This window comes from Shewanella seohaensis (assembly GCF_023283775.1).
Classification (GTDB): Bacteria; Pseudomonadota; Gammaproteobacteria; order Enterobacterales; family Shewanellaceae; genus Shewanella; species Shewanella seohaensis.
Genome location: NZ_JAKILE010000015.1, coordinates 42,683 through 58,965, shown reverse-complemented (window position 1 = coordinate 58,965; position 16,283 = coordinate 42,683). Strand labels below are relative to the sequence as shown.

At 47.7% G+C, this 16,283-nt stretch carries 18 protein-coding genes; 6 read left to right on the top strand and 12 right to left on the bottom strand.

From position 1 onward, the window contains the following. Window positions 1-31: 31 nt before the first annotated feature. The 6 genes from L2713_RS16525 to L2713_RS16500 all read right to left on the bottom strand — a co-directional run bounded on the left by L2713_RS16525 (window position 32) and on the right by L2713_RS16500 (window position 5,032). Window positions 32-643 (bottom strand): thiol:disulfide interchange protein DsbA/DsbL, encoded by a 612-nt coding sequence (locus tag L2713_RS16525; protein WP_011718574.1) that lies wholly within the window; start codon window positions 641-643, stop codon window positions 32-34. A gap of 127 nt (window positions 644-770) precedes the next feature. Next, window positions 771-1,808 (bottom strand): serine/threonine protein kinase, encoded by a 1,038-nt coding sequence (locus L2713_RS16520; RefSeq protein ID WP_248968618.1) that lies wholly within the window; start codon window positions 1,806-1,808, stop codon window positions 771-773. A 10-nt stretch (window positions 1,809-1,818) separates the two neighbouring features. Next, a complete protein-coding gene (locus L2713_RS16515) occupies window positions 1,819-2,112 on the bottom strand; it encodes a DUF3630 family protein (RefSeq protein ID WP_248968617.1) in 294 nt (97 codons plus the stop codon). A gap of 11 nt (window positions 2,113-2,123) precedes the next feature. Continuing rightward, window positions 2,124-3,578, bottom strand: a complete 1,455-nt coding sequence (locus tag L2713_RS16510; RefSeq protein WP_248968616.1) for a protein adenylyltransferase SelO — start codon at window positions 3,576-3,578, stop codon at window positions 2,124-2,126. An 11-nt stretch (window positions 3,579-3,589) separates the two neighbouring features. Next, complete coding sequence (locus L2713_RS16505; RefSeq protein ID WP_248968615.1) at window positions 3,590-3,940, bottom strand: hypothetical protein; 351 nt, start codon at window positions 3,938-3,940, stop codon at window positions 3,590-3,592. 177 nt (window positions 3,941-4,117) lie between these two features. Continuing rightward, a complete protein-coding gene (locus L2713_RS16500; RefSeq protein WP_248968614.1) occupies window positions 4,118-5,032 on the bottom strand; it encodes a hypothetical protein in 915 nt (304 codons plus the stop codon). 250 nt (window positions 5,033-5,282) lie between these two features. Between L2713_RS16500 and L2713_RS16495 the strand changes: the two genes are divergently transcribed. From L2713_RS16495 to L2713_RS16480, 4 genes are all read left to right on the top strand, one after another. After that, window positions 5,283-5,642, top strand: coding sequence for a DsrE/DsrF/TusD sulfur relay family protein (locus tag L2713_RS16495; protein WP_011624373.1), 360 nt, complete (start codon window positions 5,283-5,285; stop codon window positions 5,640-5,642). Window positions 5,643-5,746: 104 nt separating this feature from the next. Continuing rightward, window positions 5,747-6,148 carry a nitrous oxide-stimulated promoter family protein gene (locus L2713_RS16490; protein WP_248968613.1) on the top strand — a complete coding sequence of 134 codons (402 nt, stop codon included), beginning with the start codon at window positions 5,747-5,749 and terminating at the stop codon, window positions 6,146-6,148. 55 nt (window positions 6,149-6,203) lie between these two features. Continuing rightward, complete coding sequence (locus L2713_RS16485) at window positions 6,204-7,136, top strand: hypothetical protein (RefSeq protein WP_248968612.1); 933 nt, start codon at window positions 6,204-6,206, stop codon at window positions 7,134-7,136. A gap of 138 nt (window positions 7,137-7,274) precedes the next feature. Next, complete coding sequence (locus tag L2713_RS16480; RefSeq protein ID WP_011624854.1) at window positions 7,275-7,856, top strand: YSC84-related protein; 582 nt, start codon at window positions 7,275-7,277, stop codon at window positions 7,854-7,856. Between the two features lie 78 nt (window positions 7,857-7,934). Here L2713_RS16480 and L2713_RS16475 read toward each other — a convergent pair whose 3' ends face one another. The 6 genes from L2713_RS16475 to L2713_RS16450 all read right to left on the bottom strand — a co-directional run bounded on the left by L2713_RS16475 (window position 7,935) and on the right by L2713_RS16450 (window position 12,947). Then, complete coding sequence (locus tag L2713_RS16475; RefSeq protein WP_380823576.1) at window positions 7,935-8,537, bottom strand: hypothetical protein; 603 nt, start codon at window positions 8,535-8,537, stop codon at window positions 7,935-7,937. A gap of 88 nt (window positions 8,538-8,625) precedes the next feature. Beyond that, entirely contained in the window at window positions 8,626-9,663 is a 1,038-nt protein-coding gene (locus tag L2713_RS16470; RefSeq protein WP_248968611.1) for an acyltransferase family protein, read from the bottom strand. 1 nt (window position 9,664) lies between these two features. After that, the gene (locus L2713_RS16465; RefSeq protein ID WP_248968610.1) at window positions 9,665-11,062 is read right to left on the bottom strand and encodes a hypothetical protein; all 1,398 of its coding nucleotides are present in this window, start codon (window positions 11,060-11,062) and stop codon (window positions 9,665-9,667) included. A gap of 178 nt (window positions 11,063-11,240) precedes the next feature. Continuing rightward, complete coding sequence (locus L2713_RS16460) at window positions 11,241-11,591, bottom strand: YkvA family protein (protein ID WP_248968609.1); 351 nt, start codon at window positions 11,589-11,591, stop codon at window positions 11,241-11,243. A 31-nt stretch (window positions 11,592-11,622) separates the two neighbouring features. Next, the gene (locus L2713_RS16455; RefSeq protein ID WP_248968608.1) at window positions 11,623-12,381 is read right to left on the bottom strand and encodes a helix-turn-helix transcriptional regulator; all 759 of its coding nucleotides are present in this window, start codon (window positions 12,379-12,381) and stop codon (window positions 11,623-11,625) included. 17 nt (window positions 12,382-12,398) lie between these two features. Then, window positions 12,399-12,947 (bottom strand): YbhB/YbcL family Raf kinase inhibitor-like protein, encoded by a 549-nt coding sequence (locus tag L2713_RS16450; RefSeq protein ID WP_248968607.1) that lies wholly within the window; start codon window positions 12,945-12,947, stop codon window positions 12,399-12,401. A gap of 739 nt (window positions 12,948-13,686) precedes the next feature. On the opposite strand from L2713_RS16450, the gene speFL reads away from it, so the two are divergent. Both speFL and speF read left to right on the top strand, forming a co-directional pair. After that, the gene (gene speFL, locus L2713_RS20575; protein WP_374897525.1) at window positions 13,687-13,803 is read left to right on the top strand and encodes a leader peptide SpeFL; all 117 of its coding nucleotides are present in this window, start codon (window positions 13,687-13,689) and stop codon (window positions 13,801-13,803) included. A gap of 311 nt (window positions 13,804-14,114) precedes the next feature. Next, a complete protein-coding gene (gene speF, locus L2713_RS16445; RefSeq protein WP_248968606.1) occupies window positions 14,115-16,277 on the top strand; it encodes an ornithine decarboxylase SpeF in 2,163 nt (720 codons plus the stop codon). Window positions 16,278-16,283: the final 6 nt, after the last annotated feature.

Sequence of the window (16,283 nt, the reverse complement as noted above, 5' to 3'; positions counted from 1 at the left end):
TGATGATAAAACAGCGGCAATCTGGTGATCATTACTGTTTCTTAGCTAAATAGTAAGCGATATCTAACAGTTCATCGTAAGACTTGATCGCACCTGTTTCGACGCGGTACTTGCCATTCACCACTAATGCAGGCACACCTGAAATCTTCGCGTTTTCAGTATCACGCTTCATCTTCGCCATTTGCGCTTTCACCATAAAGGAGTCAGCGGCCGAATCGAAGGCCTTACCGTCAACGCCGTTAGCCACGAACAGGGCGCGCACGTCATCACGGTTAGTGAAGTGTTGTTTCTTCTCATGGATAGCAGAAAAAAGAGCCGCATCCATTTTATCGTCCACATTCAGTTGGTGCGCTACCGCAAAGGCGCGAGACATTTCTACGCCCATTTCCTTGCCGATAAAGTCTACGTGGGCTTGATTGAATGCCACACCTTCTGGCTTCTCAGCCAAAATTTTAGGCACCACTGTTTTAGAGAAGTTGTAGCAATGTGGGCAATAGAAAGAGAAAAACTCGGTGATTTCAGGCTTAGCTGTCGCTGGGCCGTCGTTAATCACTGTGTAGTGTACGCCTTCTTTGTATTCAACTGCCGATACAGTTAATGGAGCCAATAACAGCGCTGCCACCATAAGTAATGCTTTTTTCATGAATTTTCCTTAAATCAATTTTCAAAACTAGCTGGAGCCTAACATATTTCATTTTTTGAGTGTAACTCAAGCCGAGAGTTCAATCGGTTTGGGCTAAGAGGTGCGTAATTCCAACCTGTTCACACATTTAGTAGGGGATCAGGCTCAGCGGCGGTTCATCGAGTGCCGCGAGTTGCTCCTTAAAGGCTAAGATCTGCTGCTCCCAATACTTTTCATCCCCAAACCAAGGGAAATGCATAGGGAAAGCAGGATCTTGCCAACGCCTGCCAATCCAAGCGTTATAGTGCACCATCCGTAATGCGCGTAGGGGTTCAATCAGCGCCAACTGCCGAGTATCGAACTCACAAAACTCTTCATAAGCCTCGAGTAATACCTCGAGTTGCAGTTGCTGCTGCGCTCTATCGCCCGTCAGCATCATCCATAAATCTTGAATAGCCGGTCCCATACGGGCATCGTCTAAATCCACAAATCCCGGCCCATCGGGCGTCCAAAGAATATTCCCCGGATGTAAGTCCCCGTGCAGACGAATGGGCGTAAAAGCTTGCTGCGCCCAACGCTGATTCACCTTCGCCAGCACTTGCTCCACCACGGTAAAAAACGCGGGGCGCAGTGTGTTGGGTACTAAGTCTGACTGCTTTAACCAGGCTAAAGGTTCATCGCCTAAAATCTGCGGATTCAGCGGCTCACGGGCTTTAAATGTCGACTGGGCACCGTACTGATGTATACGACCGATAAAACGCCCAACAAATTCCAACTGCTCTAAGTTATCCACTTCGAAGGGGCGACCGCCGATGGAGGGAAACAGTGCAAACCGAAAGCCGTGGAAATGATGCAAGGTCTGCCCTTGCTCGGATGTGGGCACCGCCATCGGGATTTCCTGCTCGGCAAGCGCGATGGCATAGTCGTGTTCTTCTTGGATCTGCGCATCGGTCCAACGATCGGGGCGATAAAACTTCACCACATAGCGTTGCCCTTCATCGCTGCGAAATTGATACACACGGTTTTCGTAACTATTCAGCGCGAGCAGGCCAGTCTCTGGGTATATCCCAAGGCTCTCGATCGCATCTAAAATCAAATCCGGCGTTAAGGCCTGAAAGTCAAAGGCTGCGCCCGAATGCGTATCATCGACGGCCCCCTGAGATGGAACTAACTTATCTTGGCTCATTGCGACTCTCTCATACATAGGACTTTAACAGTGTGGCAAGGTATTCCAATACCTCAAAATCGGCCTCACGCTCCACACTCAGCCAACAGATATTGCCGTAAAACTCATAATTGAGCCAAAGCGAGGTGCCCTCAAACTCCAATAGCCATTGATGGCGATCCGCGCCCCATTGGCGCTCGCGCACTTGGCAATCTAAGGCATGGGCTAATGGTTCGGCAAAGGCCTCGAAATGATCAAAATCGATATCGCCGCCCACACTTAAGCTTAACGCGGCTCTATCTAACTGAATGGCTTCTAATTTCATTTTTACTTCCATCAACTGCTGCACGACATAATCAGCCCTTGTCCCCAATCGGGTGGACGCTTGGCCAGATCTTCATGCTCAACTTGTTCGGCAAACGGCTGGTGCAATACTTGGTGCAGACGCTCTAGCGGCGCCAGATTCCCCTCCTCCACGGCAATAATGGCCTCCTGAGCCAAATAATTGCGTAGGATGTATTTGGGATTAACGCTATTACGCGCCTGCTGCCAGTCCTCAACATCGGTAACTTTACCCAACCGCGCCTGATATGCCTGATACCAAGCATCAAACTCATTAAGGTCGATAAAATCATCCCGTAGCGAAGAATGCACACTACTCGGGTCAAGCTGACCGAAGCGGCGCCAGGTGTTGCTGTAATCCAGCTGATTTTTCTCCATCAACACGGTAAAACGGCCAATCAGTTCTAAGTCCTGCTGATCCTGCTCGGCTGTCGAATCCGCTCGCTCAGCCAGCCCTAACTTAGCGCGCATCAGCATCAAATAATGCTGCACTAGCGCATGCTGATATTGATTCAAGGCGGCAATTAAATCATCGGACGGGATCACGGGTGTCAACGCCTGCGCTAAACGTTGCAGGTTCCACAGGCCAATGCCGGGCTGCTGACCAAAGGCGTAACGCCCTTCTGGGTCGGAATGATTGCAAATAAAGTCTTCTTGGAAGGTATCGAGGAAGGCAAACGGACCAAAATCGAAACTATCCCCCAGAATCGACATATTGTCGGTATTCATCACCCCGTGGGCAAAGCCGATAGCCTGCCAATGGGCGATGAGCTTAGCGGTATCTTGTACTACCTGCAAAAACCAGGCTTTATAGCCCGCCAGATCGCAGCTCAAATGCGGATAATGCTGCTTCAAGGTAAAGTTGAGTAACTGCGTGAGCTTATCGGCTTGACCACGCTCGCTATGGCAGAAAAATTCGAAATGACCGAAACGGATATGGCTGCGGGCCAAACGTACTGTAATGGCTGCGGTTTCTTGGCTCTCACGCCAGACGGGCATATCAGAGCCGATCACCGCTAAGGCTCGGGTCGTCGGCACGCCTAAATGATGCAGCGCTTCGGAGACAAGAAACTCCCGCACCGCTGAGCGCATCACGGCTCTGCCATCGCCATGGCGAGAATAGGGTGTCGGCCCGCCGCCTTTGAGTGCCACATCCCATGCACCTTGGGGGCCTAATGCCTCACCCAAAATAATCGAGCGACCATCGCCTAATCTGGGCGTGTAACCACCAAACTGATGACCACTGTACACCTGCGCATAATAACTTGCGCCCTCAACAGCCGCGTTACCCGATAATCCCTGCAATAAGGCATCCGTAGGCTGCTGTAAGTCGATTAATTTGGCGGCATCCTCACTCCACGCCAGCCAATGGGGATTGCTTATCCCCTGTGGATAGACTGGAGCGTAAAACTCAGGTAACTGGGTAAAAAAATCCTGTTTAAACTTCATCAATGCTTTCCCTATTGAACGAGCTGCTTACACACGAGCACGGACTTGTCGTTAAGCTCACACTGTTGGCCGCATTGATAGACGCCAGCGCCGCTAGCCTCGAAGCCACTCACACCCGATCCGGTTAAGCGTTGTAATCCTTGGGCTTTGCGCTGGCACTGCTCGAGAGTGTCGTAATAACCATTGATATCATCGGTTTGTAATGGCGTCGTTGGCAGTGAGGTCGCCGCAGGATAATAAAATAGCGTCCATTCGGGGGTTTTAGTGCAGCCACTCAACCCAAGGCTGAGGCTGGCAAATAAGATGGCCAAGGATAATTTCATTTTGCCGATTCGGTTAAAACAGCTCGCAATATACTTCATAAAAATAGCCCATAAAAAAAGCGAACCTTAGTTCGCCTTTTGCGCGGTAAGTATCAGGATTCTACACGGCTTTACCCGGTTAAATAACCGCTTTTCGGCTAAGGGTATCTCAAGTGCATTGTTAATCGCGTTTGAGCACTAAAGCTTGAGTTCTATTCTCGCGGTCAGACAGCAACCTTAGGCCGTCGTCGCTTTCGCCTGCGCCTTCTCGATACGGCTAATTCGTCCTTCGAATCCCGTCACTGTGCCATCGGTTAAACCGAGTTTGAGTGCCTCTTGGCAGAGTGCAATCGCTTTATCAAAGTCTTGGGTATCGTTTAGCAAGGTCGCGAGCTGCATAAAACCTGGGGTTTTAAGCTCAAGCTCTTTGGGCTTTTCGGCATTAGCACTGTGGAATAACGCAAGATACAGCCCATGTAGCGCTGCGCCATAGGCTAAATATTCGGTCGATTTACGCTGCTTGTAGCACTCTGCAATCACGTTTTGTAAGGCGTTATAACGAGCCAAGGCAGTCTCTGCACTTTGGTATTCTTCTGCCGCGCGCGCTAGAGTCACATTCGCCCATGAACCAAGTGCTGCAAGCGACTCGTCCTTCGCCAGAGGAGTGCTTGCCACCTCAGGTGAACTCTCGGCGCTTTCTTTAGCCTTAACGGGCACATCGACGGCTTCCGACTCTTCTTTAGTCTCACTCGCCTTAGTGGTCAAAGTGTCATTCTCAGGGATGGCAGAGTCTTTATCGGCATCCGCAGAATGAGTATCGGCAAGGATAATCACATTCTCGTCATGGGTTGCAGCGGGGATTTCAACGTCGATAATATCTTCGCTCAGCTCAACGCGGCTCGCCGGCTCAACGTCCCTTGGCATTAATTCAACCTCGGGCGCTTTGGCCGCAGCGGCTTCTGACTCGTTCGTCGCAGAAGGAGCAAGGTCAGGCGTAGGTTCAGCCTCATCGGGCGAAGCGCTTGTATCCCTTGTCTTTTCGGTTGATTTCTTCGCCATCATTGCCTCTTGTTCTTCCTTCGCCAAACGCTGGGCACGACGAAATAAAAACACTCCGATAGCGATCAGTATAAAAACGACAACGACCTTCATTCTTCTTCACCTTTAATGGCTGCTTCCCATCAGAAGCAATTGCAGTTGGCTTGCCAGGCGACTCAAGGGTCTGAAGCTGGCAAGGGATTCTGTCCAAAAGTTGAGCAGAGATTAACCGCTATTAAAGTCCATAGTGTCTGTGTAAATCAAGTATTTATGCCGTTTTATCCGATCTTGCACGCAAATCGATAGGCGCAATTCGGCTAGACTGTTAGGGTTTATGACCATTTGCAAAATTAAGGAAAGCCTAATGCAAAACATTCTGATCGTTGCCCACGCCAGCCCCTATGGCACAGAAAAACTCTTCAATAGCCTACGTATCGCTTTGGCGCTGAAGGATCAAACAGAGCAACAAGTTGATTTAAAAATCTTTTTAATGTCAGATGCGGTGTTTGGCGCCCTTAAGCATCAAACGACTCCAGACCTCAGTTACAACCTACAACAGATGTTTGAAATCCTAAGCGCTCAGCAAGTCCCTATTTTACTCTGTAAAACCTGCGCCCAAGCGCGGGGCGTTAACCCCGAAATGCTGCTCGAAGGCGCACAAATAGGCACTCTGCAGGATCTCACCCGCTGGACGCTGGCCGCCGATAAGGTGATGCATATTTAAAGTCTCATTTTGTGCGCATCTTCATAAATTGACACTTCAGTTTTGAACAAGCCCGCGCCGCTGCTTATGATGGGATTATCCGAGTGACAGACTAAGGTATTCCCATGGACTCAGCGGCACTACTTACAGGTAAACTGCGCTACGAGCATGAAACCATTAGCGCGATGGCGAAAATCTATTGTAAAGCTAAGCACCAAGGCCAAACGGCATCCGGCCTGTGTGAAGAATGTTTAGCGCTGCTAGAATATGCCGCCGTTCGCCTCGATCGCTGCCCCTACGGACAAGATAAACCCACCTGCAATAAATGCCCAGTGCACTGCTATAAACCAGCACAAAAGGCGCAGGTCAAAGAGATCATGATTTTCGCCGGCCCACGAATGCTGTTACCGCATCCCATTCGCGCAATCAAACACTTACTGGCAGAGCGTCAGCCGGTTCCTGCATCTGTGCCAGAGGCGGCGTCTAATCGCCATCAACGCATCGCAATTTCACAGAAAAACCCTTAGTAACACTTTTGCGCCTCGAAATTCCCTGTTATAACAGGGCGTCGAGGTGTTAAAAATGAACGAGTTTAATACGTTTTTTGCTCAAGCCTATTGGTGGTTATCCCTATTTGGTGGCTTACATTGCCTCGCGTTAGCTATTTATATTCGCTACTTCTACCACTCCAACAATAATCAAAGACTGCTCGCGGGTTTCTTAAGCCTTGTTGGCCTGTATTTCCTCACGGGCATGCTCAACCGCGATAACACCCCGATCCCTATCCATGTGTTATTTAACCTGATCACCCCGATTTATTTTTTACTCATGCCGCTGCTCTACCTCTACTGCAAACGCAGCCTAGAGCAAAGCACTGAGCCTGTGGGATTCTCACGGCATTATTGGCCAGCATTGATCACACTGTTTCTCGCCATGCTGGATATGGTTGTACGGCTAAACTTGCACAAAAATGCCCTTTGGTTTCAGGCAGAATTTTTTAAACATCGCCAAGATATCGACCTCAGCCACTGGAGTCTGGCCTTGCCTCTGTTGCTGTTTATCCAAACGGCGATCTATTTTTTTGCACTCTGGCGACTATTCCAACGGCATAAGCTGCGCCAACAACAGCGTAACGAGGCGCCGCAGCAAACCTTAAAGTTAATCCGTTTTCGCTGGTTGTTCGGCCTGACCTTGGCCATGCTATTTAACTGGCTGTTAAGGGTATTTGTGGTGGTGCTTCCCTTTTATCTTGGAGATTCGCTCTCGACCCTATCCCATGCGCTGCCACGCTTAAGCCTGCTGTTAAGCTTTTACCTACTGGCGGCATACGGCCTGAAGCAGATCACCCGTACCGCCTATCTCAAGGGGCATATGTCTGCCCCTCAACCAAAGGCGGAGTCTCAGGCGGGAGAGATACTCACCCCTGAAGAATTTGAATTTATTCAACAACTACAGCAGGAATCGAACGAAGGCTCAGAAAAAATCAACAATACGCCCTCTCGCTCGAAGAACTAATTCGCCCTAAAGCACTCAAAACTGGCACACTGTCGCCCAGTAAAAACTGAACCCCAGCTGACATGAACTCAGCTTTAGGCTGTCATTTGTTAAAACAAAGGGTAGTCTGATGGAACCGAAGCATTAAGGAGGAACGCCATGAAATCATTTTTATCCCTTATCGTCGCATCAACCTGTCTGATTGCCAGCTTTATGGCACCCGCAGCTCAGGCCGACGATAGCTACACCGAGGCTTTAAATAATTTTCACCAAGCAAAGGAAACGCGCAAATTTTTTGATACCGCCTATGGTTATGCCCTTTTCCCCACTGTCGGTAAAGGCGGAATAGGTATTGGCGCCGCCTACGGCAAAGGTCGCGTCTTTCAAGCGGGTCAATATATGGGAGACTCTAGCCTGACCCAGCTCTCCATTGGTTTTCAGTTAGGCGGACAAGCCTATAGCGAAATCATCTTCTTTAAAGATGCCAAATCCTACAACGAGTTCACCAGTGGCAGTTTTGAGTTCGATGCACAGGCCTCGGCCGTTGCGATTAACATGGGCGCAAATGCGAAAGCGGGCACCACAGGTAACTCGGCAGGCGCTGGCCAAGCGGGTGGTAATCAATCGGCAACTGCCGCCTATATCAATGGTATGGCGGTATTTACCGTTGCCAAAGGTGGATTAATGTTTGAAGCGGCGCTGGCGGGACAATCCTTCTCCTTCGAGCCCAGAGGCAACTAAGTTTTAGTCCATGTCGTCCCCATTAAAAAACCTCCTATCCCACAGGGTTAGGAGGTTTTCTTTTATCCCCGATGACGCTTACTTATGTCCCCAAGGGGTCGGCGGCAACGGTTGCGGCTGGCTCAAGTCAAAATTTACTTGGAAATGACGATTCTCGCGGGTCAGCAGGTAGCTGAAGGTTCTAGGCGTAACCTCCATATGCCACACATTGGTGACAGACTGAGTCAGGCCATTTTGCATAAAGTTATCAATCGATGCCTGATCGATAGGGAATGACTGCTTTTGGCTACTGCCGACACTCGCCGTATCGCCGCCATACATAGTCACTTTATCTTCCGTCCCGTCTTGATGGCGGTGATCATGCTTTAACCTTAAGCCTTGAGCCGTTTTCGTGATCACCCAAGTACGGGAGTGGTCATCACCTACATGGAACGGAATTTTCAGCTCAGTATCACTGCATTCGCGCACATGCATCACCAGCGCTTTATCACGAAAAGCCGCATCGGCGCTGTCCGTTGACACCACTTTGCCCGCAAATTCTTTACCACAATGGGATGCTAATTGATTGAAGAAAGTCTCTTGCTCTATGGCAAGTGCAGGTTCGGTAGCCGCATTGGCAAATACCGGCGTCGCCATCATAAGGCCGACGATTCCAAGGCGTGGTAGGGTGATAGTTTTCATTATGTTTTCCATGGAAAATTCGATGAAAACCACGCTAACACAGGGGAATAAATTTAAACTTAATTCCCCTGCGTAAGCTCGCTTGGCGTTACCAACCGATATACAGACGTGAACGGTTGCCTAAGCGTTTTTTGATAAAACGTGCCGTGATAATACTGCCCACCATCAGGAAGATAAAAATCCCTGCCGAGAACAGAATACTGGTGACCCAAGACCCCGGTGGTAAGCGATAACGGAACACTGTGGCGACCGTATTAAACAACATGTCGAATAACGGATGGATGAAGAAAATCGCAAAGCTCATCTCGGCGGTTTCGACTAACCAAGGGATGCGACTGCGTTTCGACAACCAATCACAGAAGTTAAGCACTAGCACACACAGACTCAGCTTTTGGATAAACTGCCAATCGATGCCGTTATATTCAAACGGCGCCTTATGATAGTTACCAATGTGCTGCACTATGTAGCTTTGCTCGACCAGACTCACGATCAGGAAGATCACCGCTAATGCACTGAAAATTGAGCCATAGCGCGTCACAATATGTTCATCTTGGGAATATAAAATACCAATCAAATAGAAAGGCATAAAATACACCACTGAGTGGATAAAGTTGACGTTACCTATGGGTCTGTGGAGCAGAATCGCTACCACACAACTCAGCACGAATAGGGTCCAACGCATCTGCTGCGAGCAGCGGATAAACCACAAAAACACTGGCGAGAATAAAAACACCGCCATGATAAACGGGATATACCAGTGCGGATACAGGATGTAGCCATTACGCACGGTATAAAAAATACTGAGCAACACCTGTTCAAGCGGTTGATGCTCTAGGAAAACCCAACGTAAACTTAAGCAGAACAAGCCAATCGCAGAAACGAATAAAAAGGGATAAAGTACGTTTTGTACCTTATTCTTCATAAACTTGCCGTAATCGAAATCCTTATAAAAAATCCGATGGAAAAAATAACCAGAGATAAACACGAACAACGCCGTGCCACCCCTGAGTAAATTTTCTAGCAGTAACGGAAACCCTTCCCCAGAGTTATAAATACTGTGGCCAAGCACGATAAAAATAATCGCGATGCCGCGCATGTAGGTAAATTCGAGCTGATTTTTTCTCATATTAATTCATCGCACAGTAGAGGGTTCTTCCCTCAACAACACTTGCAGAAACCCGGATGGTGCCATGGATTTCCGGCTCATTGAACACCAAATACTGACCTTCGCGCTGAAAGGTGAACCCCAAAGGTAACAGAGTTGCGGCTTCAATGCCCTCACAATAATTCTGTAAGGGCACATCCAACAACGGACTGCCACTCACATTTAAGTTACTGAATTGTGAACTCATACCTAAATAGGCTTGGGTCATTTCTTCTTGATAGGGCACCACATAAAACCCAGAGCGCACCTCACCCACGTCGATAAAACTGCTGCTATCGCTCACACTCGGCATCACCAATAACGGCACTTTCGGGTCTTGCACATCTTTAAGTAACTGGGTCAGTTTTTGCTCAGTCGCCGGATAGTAGGCCAGCATGTCCTGCAACGGTTTCTTCTGCGCCATATTCTGGGCAACGGGCGGAGCAATCGGCTTGATGCGACTCAGCAGTAAATCCACGGGCAACATGCCCGACATCACTGACTCTTTCCACACATAGGCATCTTGAGTGCTATCGAGCAATATGCCAGCCAGCGCGCCGATATTCTCGGCCTCGGCCGTCCAGCCGCCGAGCATTTGCTGCTGTTGATAATAATCCTGCACGTACTGCAACAGGATTTGCTGATAGCCGAGGTAGGACTGGTTTTGACTTAAGAAGCGCGCACCCGCGATTAACTCGACATATCTGGCGCTGCCTTCGACTAAGTCATTTACATAACTGACTTTATCTTCGTTAGGCGCCGTTTGCCGCCACACTTGTAGCCAGTAAGCGGCATAGCCTAAATACTGCGCCTGCTGCTCGGGTTGTTTTAAGGCCGCCATTAAGGCATTAAACAGTTGTAAGCGGTAATAACGGGCATCGAGGTTGAGTGGATAAACCTCGCCTTCATAACGACGCGCATCTTCTAACACCCGCCATTCGGATTGGGCATAAAAATGAAACGCCTCGTGCACACTGTTGCCAGCCCAAATCACAAAAGGTAAATCGGCGGTTTTAGTCGTGCTTTCGAATTGAATCGTCGGCGACTCGAGCTGGATAAGCACGCCCGCTTGCCCTTGATATTGGGGAAAACCAAAGTTAATCGATAACCCAGAGTGCAAGTTAACCGACTCTAACACGCTGTTGTCTTGGATAATTTCACCGCCGGGTTGGCGCAACCAAACATTGCCTGCGTAGCTAAAGAGGTGCACTTTATCGTCGAGACGAAATCCTGGCCACAGGGCTTCACTCTGGCGACTGGTCTGAGCCATAAAATCGAGGTACAGGCGGGCGAGTTGTTCTGGCGAGGCCTTATCGGCGAACACGGGAGTGGCGGCAGAGACTCCTAAAAACCACAGGATCACCGCCATAATATTTTTCATTTATTTGCCTAAACACACACAATGGGTTCACAAAACAGCGCTAGCATATAGCGCAATTAACCAATAGTGAAACGTTTCACAAAAAATATTTTTACCCTTAAAAAACTAGGGGAAAGCCTATTCATTAACCACTAATGAAATCATATTTTTAGCCTAAAAGATGCCGCTATTTTCGCGACTAAGACTTAGGCTCAGCAGGCTCATCGCCAAACCACAGCGCCAACTTATCCGCCGCTTGGGATTTCACCTCATCATCAATATAGAGCATAACCATAGTGAGCGCCGCCGCTAAGGCGCCCAAGTCATCGGTAAAACCCACTAAAGGGGTCAAATCCGGGATCGCATCCAAGGGCGAGATAAAGTAAGCCAAGGCCCCAAAAATCACCGACTTGGCCCACTTAGGCGTATTGGGCTTTTGCGCCACATAGTAAAGCCACAGGGCACGCTCAACCACTTCACGCCCTGCTTGGCGACCGAAAATTTTGATTTTGTTCCAAAAACCAGTCTCAGTGAATTGTTCCTCTGCCATGTCGACTCCTTGTAATGACGATTAACGCTGCTCACAGTGTACGGCGATACGCGGCGGGTGTCAGGCCAAAGGCCTGCTTAAAGCGCGCCGAGAATTTTTCTGCCGACAAATAACCGCAGGCCAAGGCAATTTGTAGCACGGAATCCGTAGAGTTTTGTAGCAGGGTTAAGCCCTGACACAAACGCACTTCGGCGAGCAATTGCCTAAAGCTGGTGTCTTCCTGCGCCAGTTTACGTCTTAAACTGGCAGTGCTCATATGCAACTTGTCGGCGATGTCCTCTTGCTGCCATGGGGCTGAAGGATGTTGCCCCAGCAAGCCCAGCACCGCTTGGCTCACGTTTGCAGGTTTATGACTGTAAAGCCAATTGACACTCGCTTGCTGCGGCAGACTCAGCAGCAAAGCGGCTAAATAATGCATCTGCACCGATGTGGGTAGGGCTAAGGTCAGGCTGTGCAGTAACGCATTCCAGGCAAAATCGACCGAGCGTGAAATCGTTTGCGTGGGTTTTGGTATTACTCTATCTGTCGCCGCTAGCATAACGCCCGAGGGTAACTCATAGGGTAAGAGGAGTTGCACCGCTCGATAGCGCCCGCTCATCGGTCGATTAACGAAGCTGATATGGCTTCCGGCGGGTAACAATAATAGCTGCTCAGCATTCACGGCCAGGGCATCATCTTGCCAGAGCAGCGACTTCTCGCCTTGAATAACGCGGATAATCGAGGGCTGATGCACTGGCACCCGCGAAAGTGACTGCGCCAGTTTAGAGTCGTATTCAAACATGCGGATCATGCATCAGCCCTGCACGATTAACGCTGATACACAGCGGTCAGCTTAGCGCTACCTAAGGCCTGCGCATTGAGCATAAAGCCTAACAACGCGGGAGATGCCTCTTTAGGTAACTCTAATGGCGAAGGTAACGCCCACACAGTAAAGACATATCTGTGCATGCCATGCCCCTGCGGCGGACAAGCGCCACCAAATTCGGTGGTGCCAAAATCATTCTTCAGCGCAATCGCCCCTTTAGGTAAGGCGTTGGCTTTAGAGCCCGCACCTTGGGCTAACTGTTGTAGCTCGCCGCCAATATTGTAGACGGCCCAATGCCACCAACCACTGCCTGTTGGCGCATCGGGATCATAAGCCGTCACCGCATAGGCTTTTGTGCCTTTTGGCGCATCACGCCAAGTGAGTTCGGGAGAAAGATTCTCGCCATTACAGCCAAAACCATTAAAAACAAATTGATTCGATAATTGCTGACCTTCGCCAATATCTTTACTCGATAAGGTCATGGCCTGCGCCGAGCTGAATGCCGCCGTTAATAACCCAAGTCCGACTATCCACTTATGTAAATGCATCATCATTATCTCCTTTAGATTAGGGCGTGTTGACGTTTCAGGGTTATTTTTGCAGCAATTTGGCTGGCTTTTATGCAAGGCAAAGTCCGTGATGTGTAGTTATTCTACATAAACGGACGATAACGCAGCAGAAATGCCAGCCAAATGCTGCCCGAAGGGTTCGTCTGGCAAGCCCTTGCTCTTTGTCACTCGTCATTTGAGTAGAATAACTACACATCATTCCTCGTTTCGCGAGCACGTACTTACCAGAACGGACAAAATCTAATCTCGAAACGTCAACACGTCCTAGTAACAGAGCTAATTTACGTCAGTCTTAAGTGGCAAACCTGCCTCAAAACGCCAAGTTTCTTCCCTAAATGCTCAAAATTGAGAAAAAGTGGCGGATTTTTGTCATCTTTAAGCACCCAAGTGATTTTGTAAAGACTTTATCTGCATTTTTATTCAAATATAGCGTACCTTATAAATCACCAAGCAAATTAATACTGTGGTTTGCGAGCAATTAGATATTTATCATTTATTAAATTATGCATTTTTTAATTTTCATTATTTATTTTACAATATTTACTTTCGTTATTTAGATAATGATACTTAAGGATGATTGACTGTATTTAATTTGGTAAAAATATTGAAATAAATAATTACAGCTAATTAAAAATACGACACTGATCATATTTTTATTGATAACACACAGATAAACTCTATACCGTAATAAAACGTATCAATCATTTTCTCTAATCTCATAATGGAGTTGTATATGAAGAGGAAATCAAAAATCATGGCTCACATCCGGCGCACCAGACATATCATGATGCCAAGCCAACGTGACTATTTCGACCATTCATACATCTTCCTTCGCTAATCCTCGCGTAGGTAGTAGGCCAATTAACAGGTCTAAAGTGGTATTGCCCTTGTAAGCGAATACACTTATCGTACTGTTTTTACAGGTTTATTATCTCGCACCTAAATCAAAGCATTCTTTAGTCAGTGCAGCCAAGCTGCGGCCAAATGATTCTCTCAGAATAAATCTATCTATTTTATTCTTGGACTATTTTTAGCCTCATCATATCTGCACACGGAATAGCCATATCTAATTTAATGCCATTAATATTTTTTAATTAGGTATAGGCCAAGTTGTATCCAAAACTTTTTAAAGTAAAAGGGAAATTAACGATGAAATCATTAAAAGTTGCCGCCAGTTTATCTGTTAGATCATGTTTTGAAATAGACAGAGAAGTCGTCAATGTATTAACCACAGATTTTTGCGATGTGGGTGCGGCTGTAGTCTCTGTTGATGATGTTAGAAATGGTATTGTTGAAAAAATTAAAAATACCGGATTGAAACTGCCTATTTTCGTATCAGTTTGTTGTGAAGAAACCTTCCCAGATGATATTTGCTCTTCTATTACCGGGGTATTTGAGCTCTGCGGTAGCAATACCGATTTCTATGGCAAACAGGTCGAAACCGCCGTCCAAAAATATGAGCAAGCCCTATTACCGCCGTTCTTTGGCACACTGAAAAAATACGTGGAAATGGGCAACTCCACCTTCGCCTGCCCAGGCCATCAGGGTGGTCAATTCTTCCGTAAACATCCTGTGGGTCGCCAATTTTTCGATTTCTTTGGCGAAACCATTTTCCGCTCCGATATGTGTAATGCCGACGTTAAACTCGGCGATCTGTTAATCCATGAAGGTGCACCGCTGGATGCACAAAAATACGCGGCCAAAGTCTTTAACGCCGATAAAACCTACTTTGTGCTCAACGGAACTTCTTCTTCAAATAAAGTGGCGACCAACGCACTGCTGGCGAAGGGTGACCTGGTATTATTCGACCGTAACAACCATAAATCCAACCACCATGGCGCGTTAATTCAAGCCGGTGCGACACCGATTTATTTAGAAACTGCCCGTAACCCCTTCGGCTTTATTGGCGGTATCGACGCCCACTGCTTCCAAGAGTCTTATTTAAGGGAACAAATCCGCGCCGTTGCACCTGAGCGTGCCGATGAACAACGTCCATTCCGTTTAGCTATTATCCAGCTGGGCACCTACGATGGCACTATCTACAATGCTCGCCAAGTAGTTGATCGTATTGGACATCTATGTGATTACATCCTGTTTGACTCAGCTTGGGTTGGCTATGAGCAATTTATTCCTATGATGAATGACTGCTCGCCTCTGCTGCTCGAACTGACACCTGAAGATCCCGGTATTATCGTGACTCAGTCAGTGCACAAACAGCAGGCTGGCTTCTCACAAACCTCGCAAATTCACAAAAAAGATAAACATATCAAAGGCCAAGCGAGATACTGTAACCATAAACGCTTCAACAACGCCTTTATGATGCACGCCTCTACCAGCCCCTTCTATCCGCTGTTTGCCGCATTGGATGTGAACGCTAAAATGCACGAAGGCGCCAGCGGCCGTTATCTATGGCGTGAGGCGGTAAAAGCCGGTATTGAAGCTCGCAAGCTACTGCTCAAAAAATGTAAATATATCAAGCCATTTATCCCAAGCATGATCGAGGGACGTCCATGGCAGGATTATCCAACCGAACAAATGGCCGATGATTTACGTTTCTTCGAGTTTGAACCCGGACAAAAATGGCACTCCTTCGACGGTTACGAAAAAGGCCAATATTTCGTTGACCCTTGTAAGTTCCTATTAACCACACCGGGTATCGATGCCGAAACGGGTAAATATACTGAATTTGGTATTCCAGCAACTATTCTGGCTAACTTCTTACGTGAAAATAATATTATTCCCGAGAAGTGCGACTTAAATTCGATTTTATTCCTGATGACGCCTGCGGAAGATATGGCGAAGATGCAACACTTAGTGTCGCAAATATCTCGCTTCGAGAAATTAGTCGACGAAGATGCGCCATTATCTGAAGTATTACCTAACGTCTATAACGCCAATAAAGCCCGTTATAAAGACTATACCATTCGTCAACTCTGCCAAGAAATGCACAATCTTTATGTCAGCCATGACGTAAAACAACTGCAAAAAGAAATGTTCCGTCAAGCGCATTTCCCAACAAAAGTGATGGACCCACAGGAAGCCAACCTCGAATTTATCCGTGGCAAAGTGGAGTTAGTGCCACTGTCACAAATTGAGGGACGCATTGCCGCAGAAGGTGCATTGCCTTACCCACCAGGGGTGTTATGTGTGGTTCCAGGTGAAATATGGGGCGGCGCGGTACAACGTTATTTCTTAGCCCTTGAAGAAGGTATCAACTTATTACCCGGATTTTCCCCTGAATTACAAGGTGTTTACCTCGAAAACACCCCAGAAGGAAAAATCCAAGCCCTAGGTTATGTATTAAATAAATAATTGAAA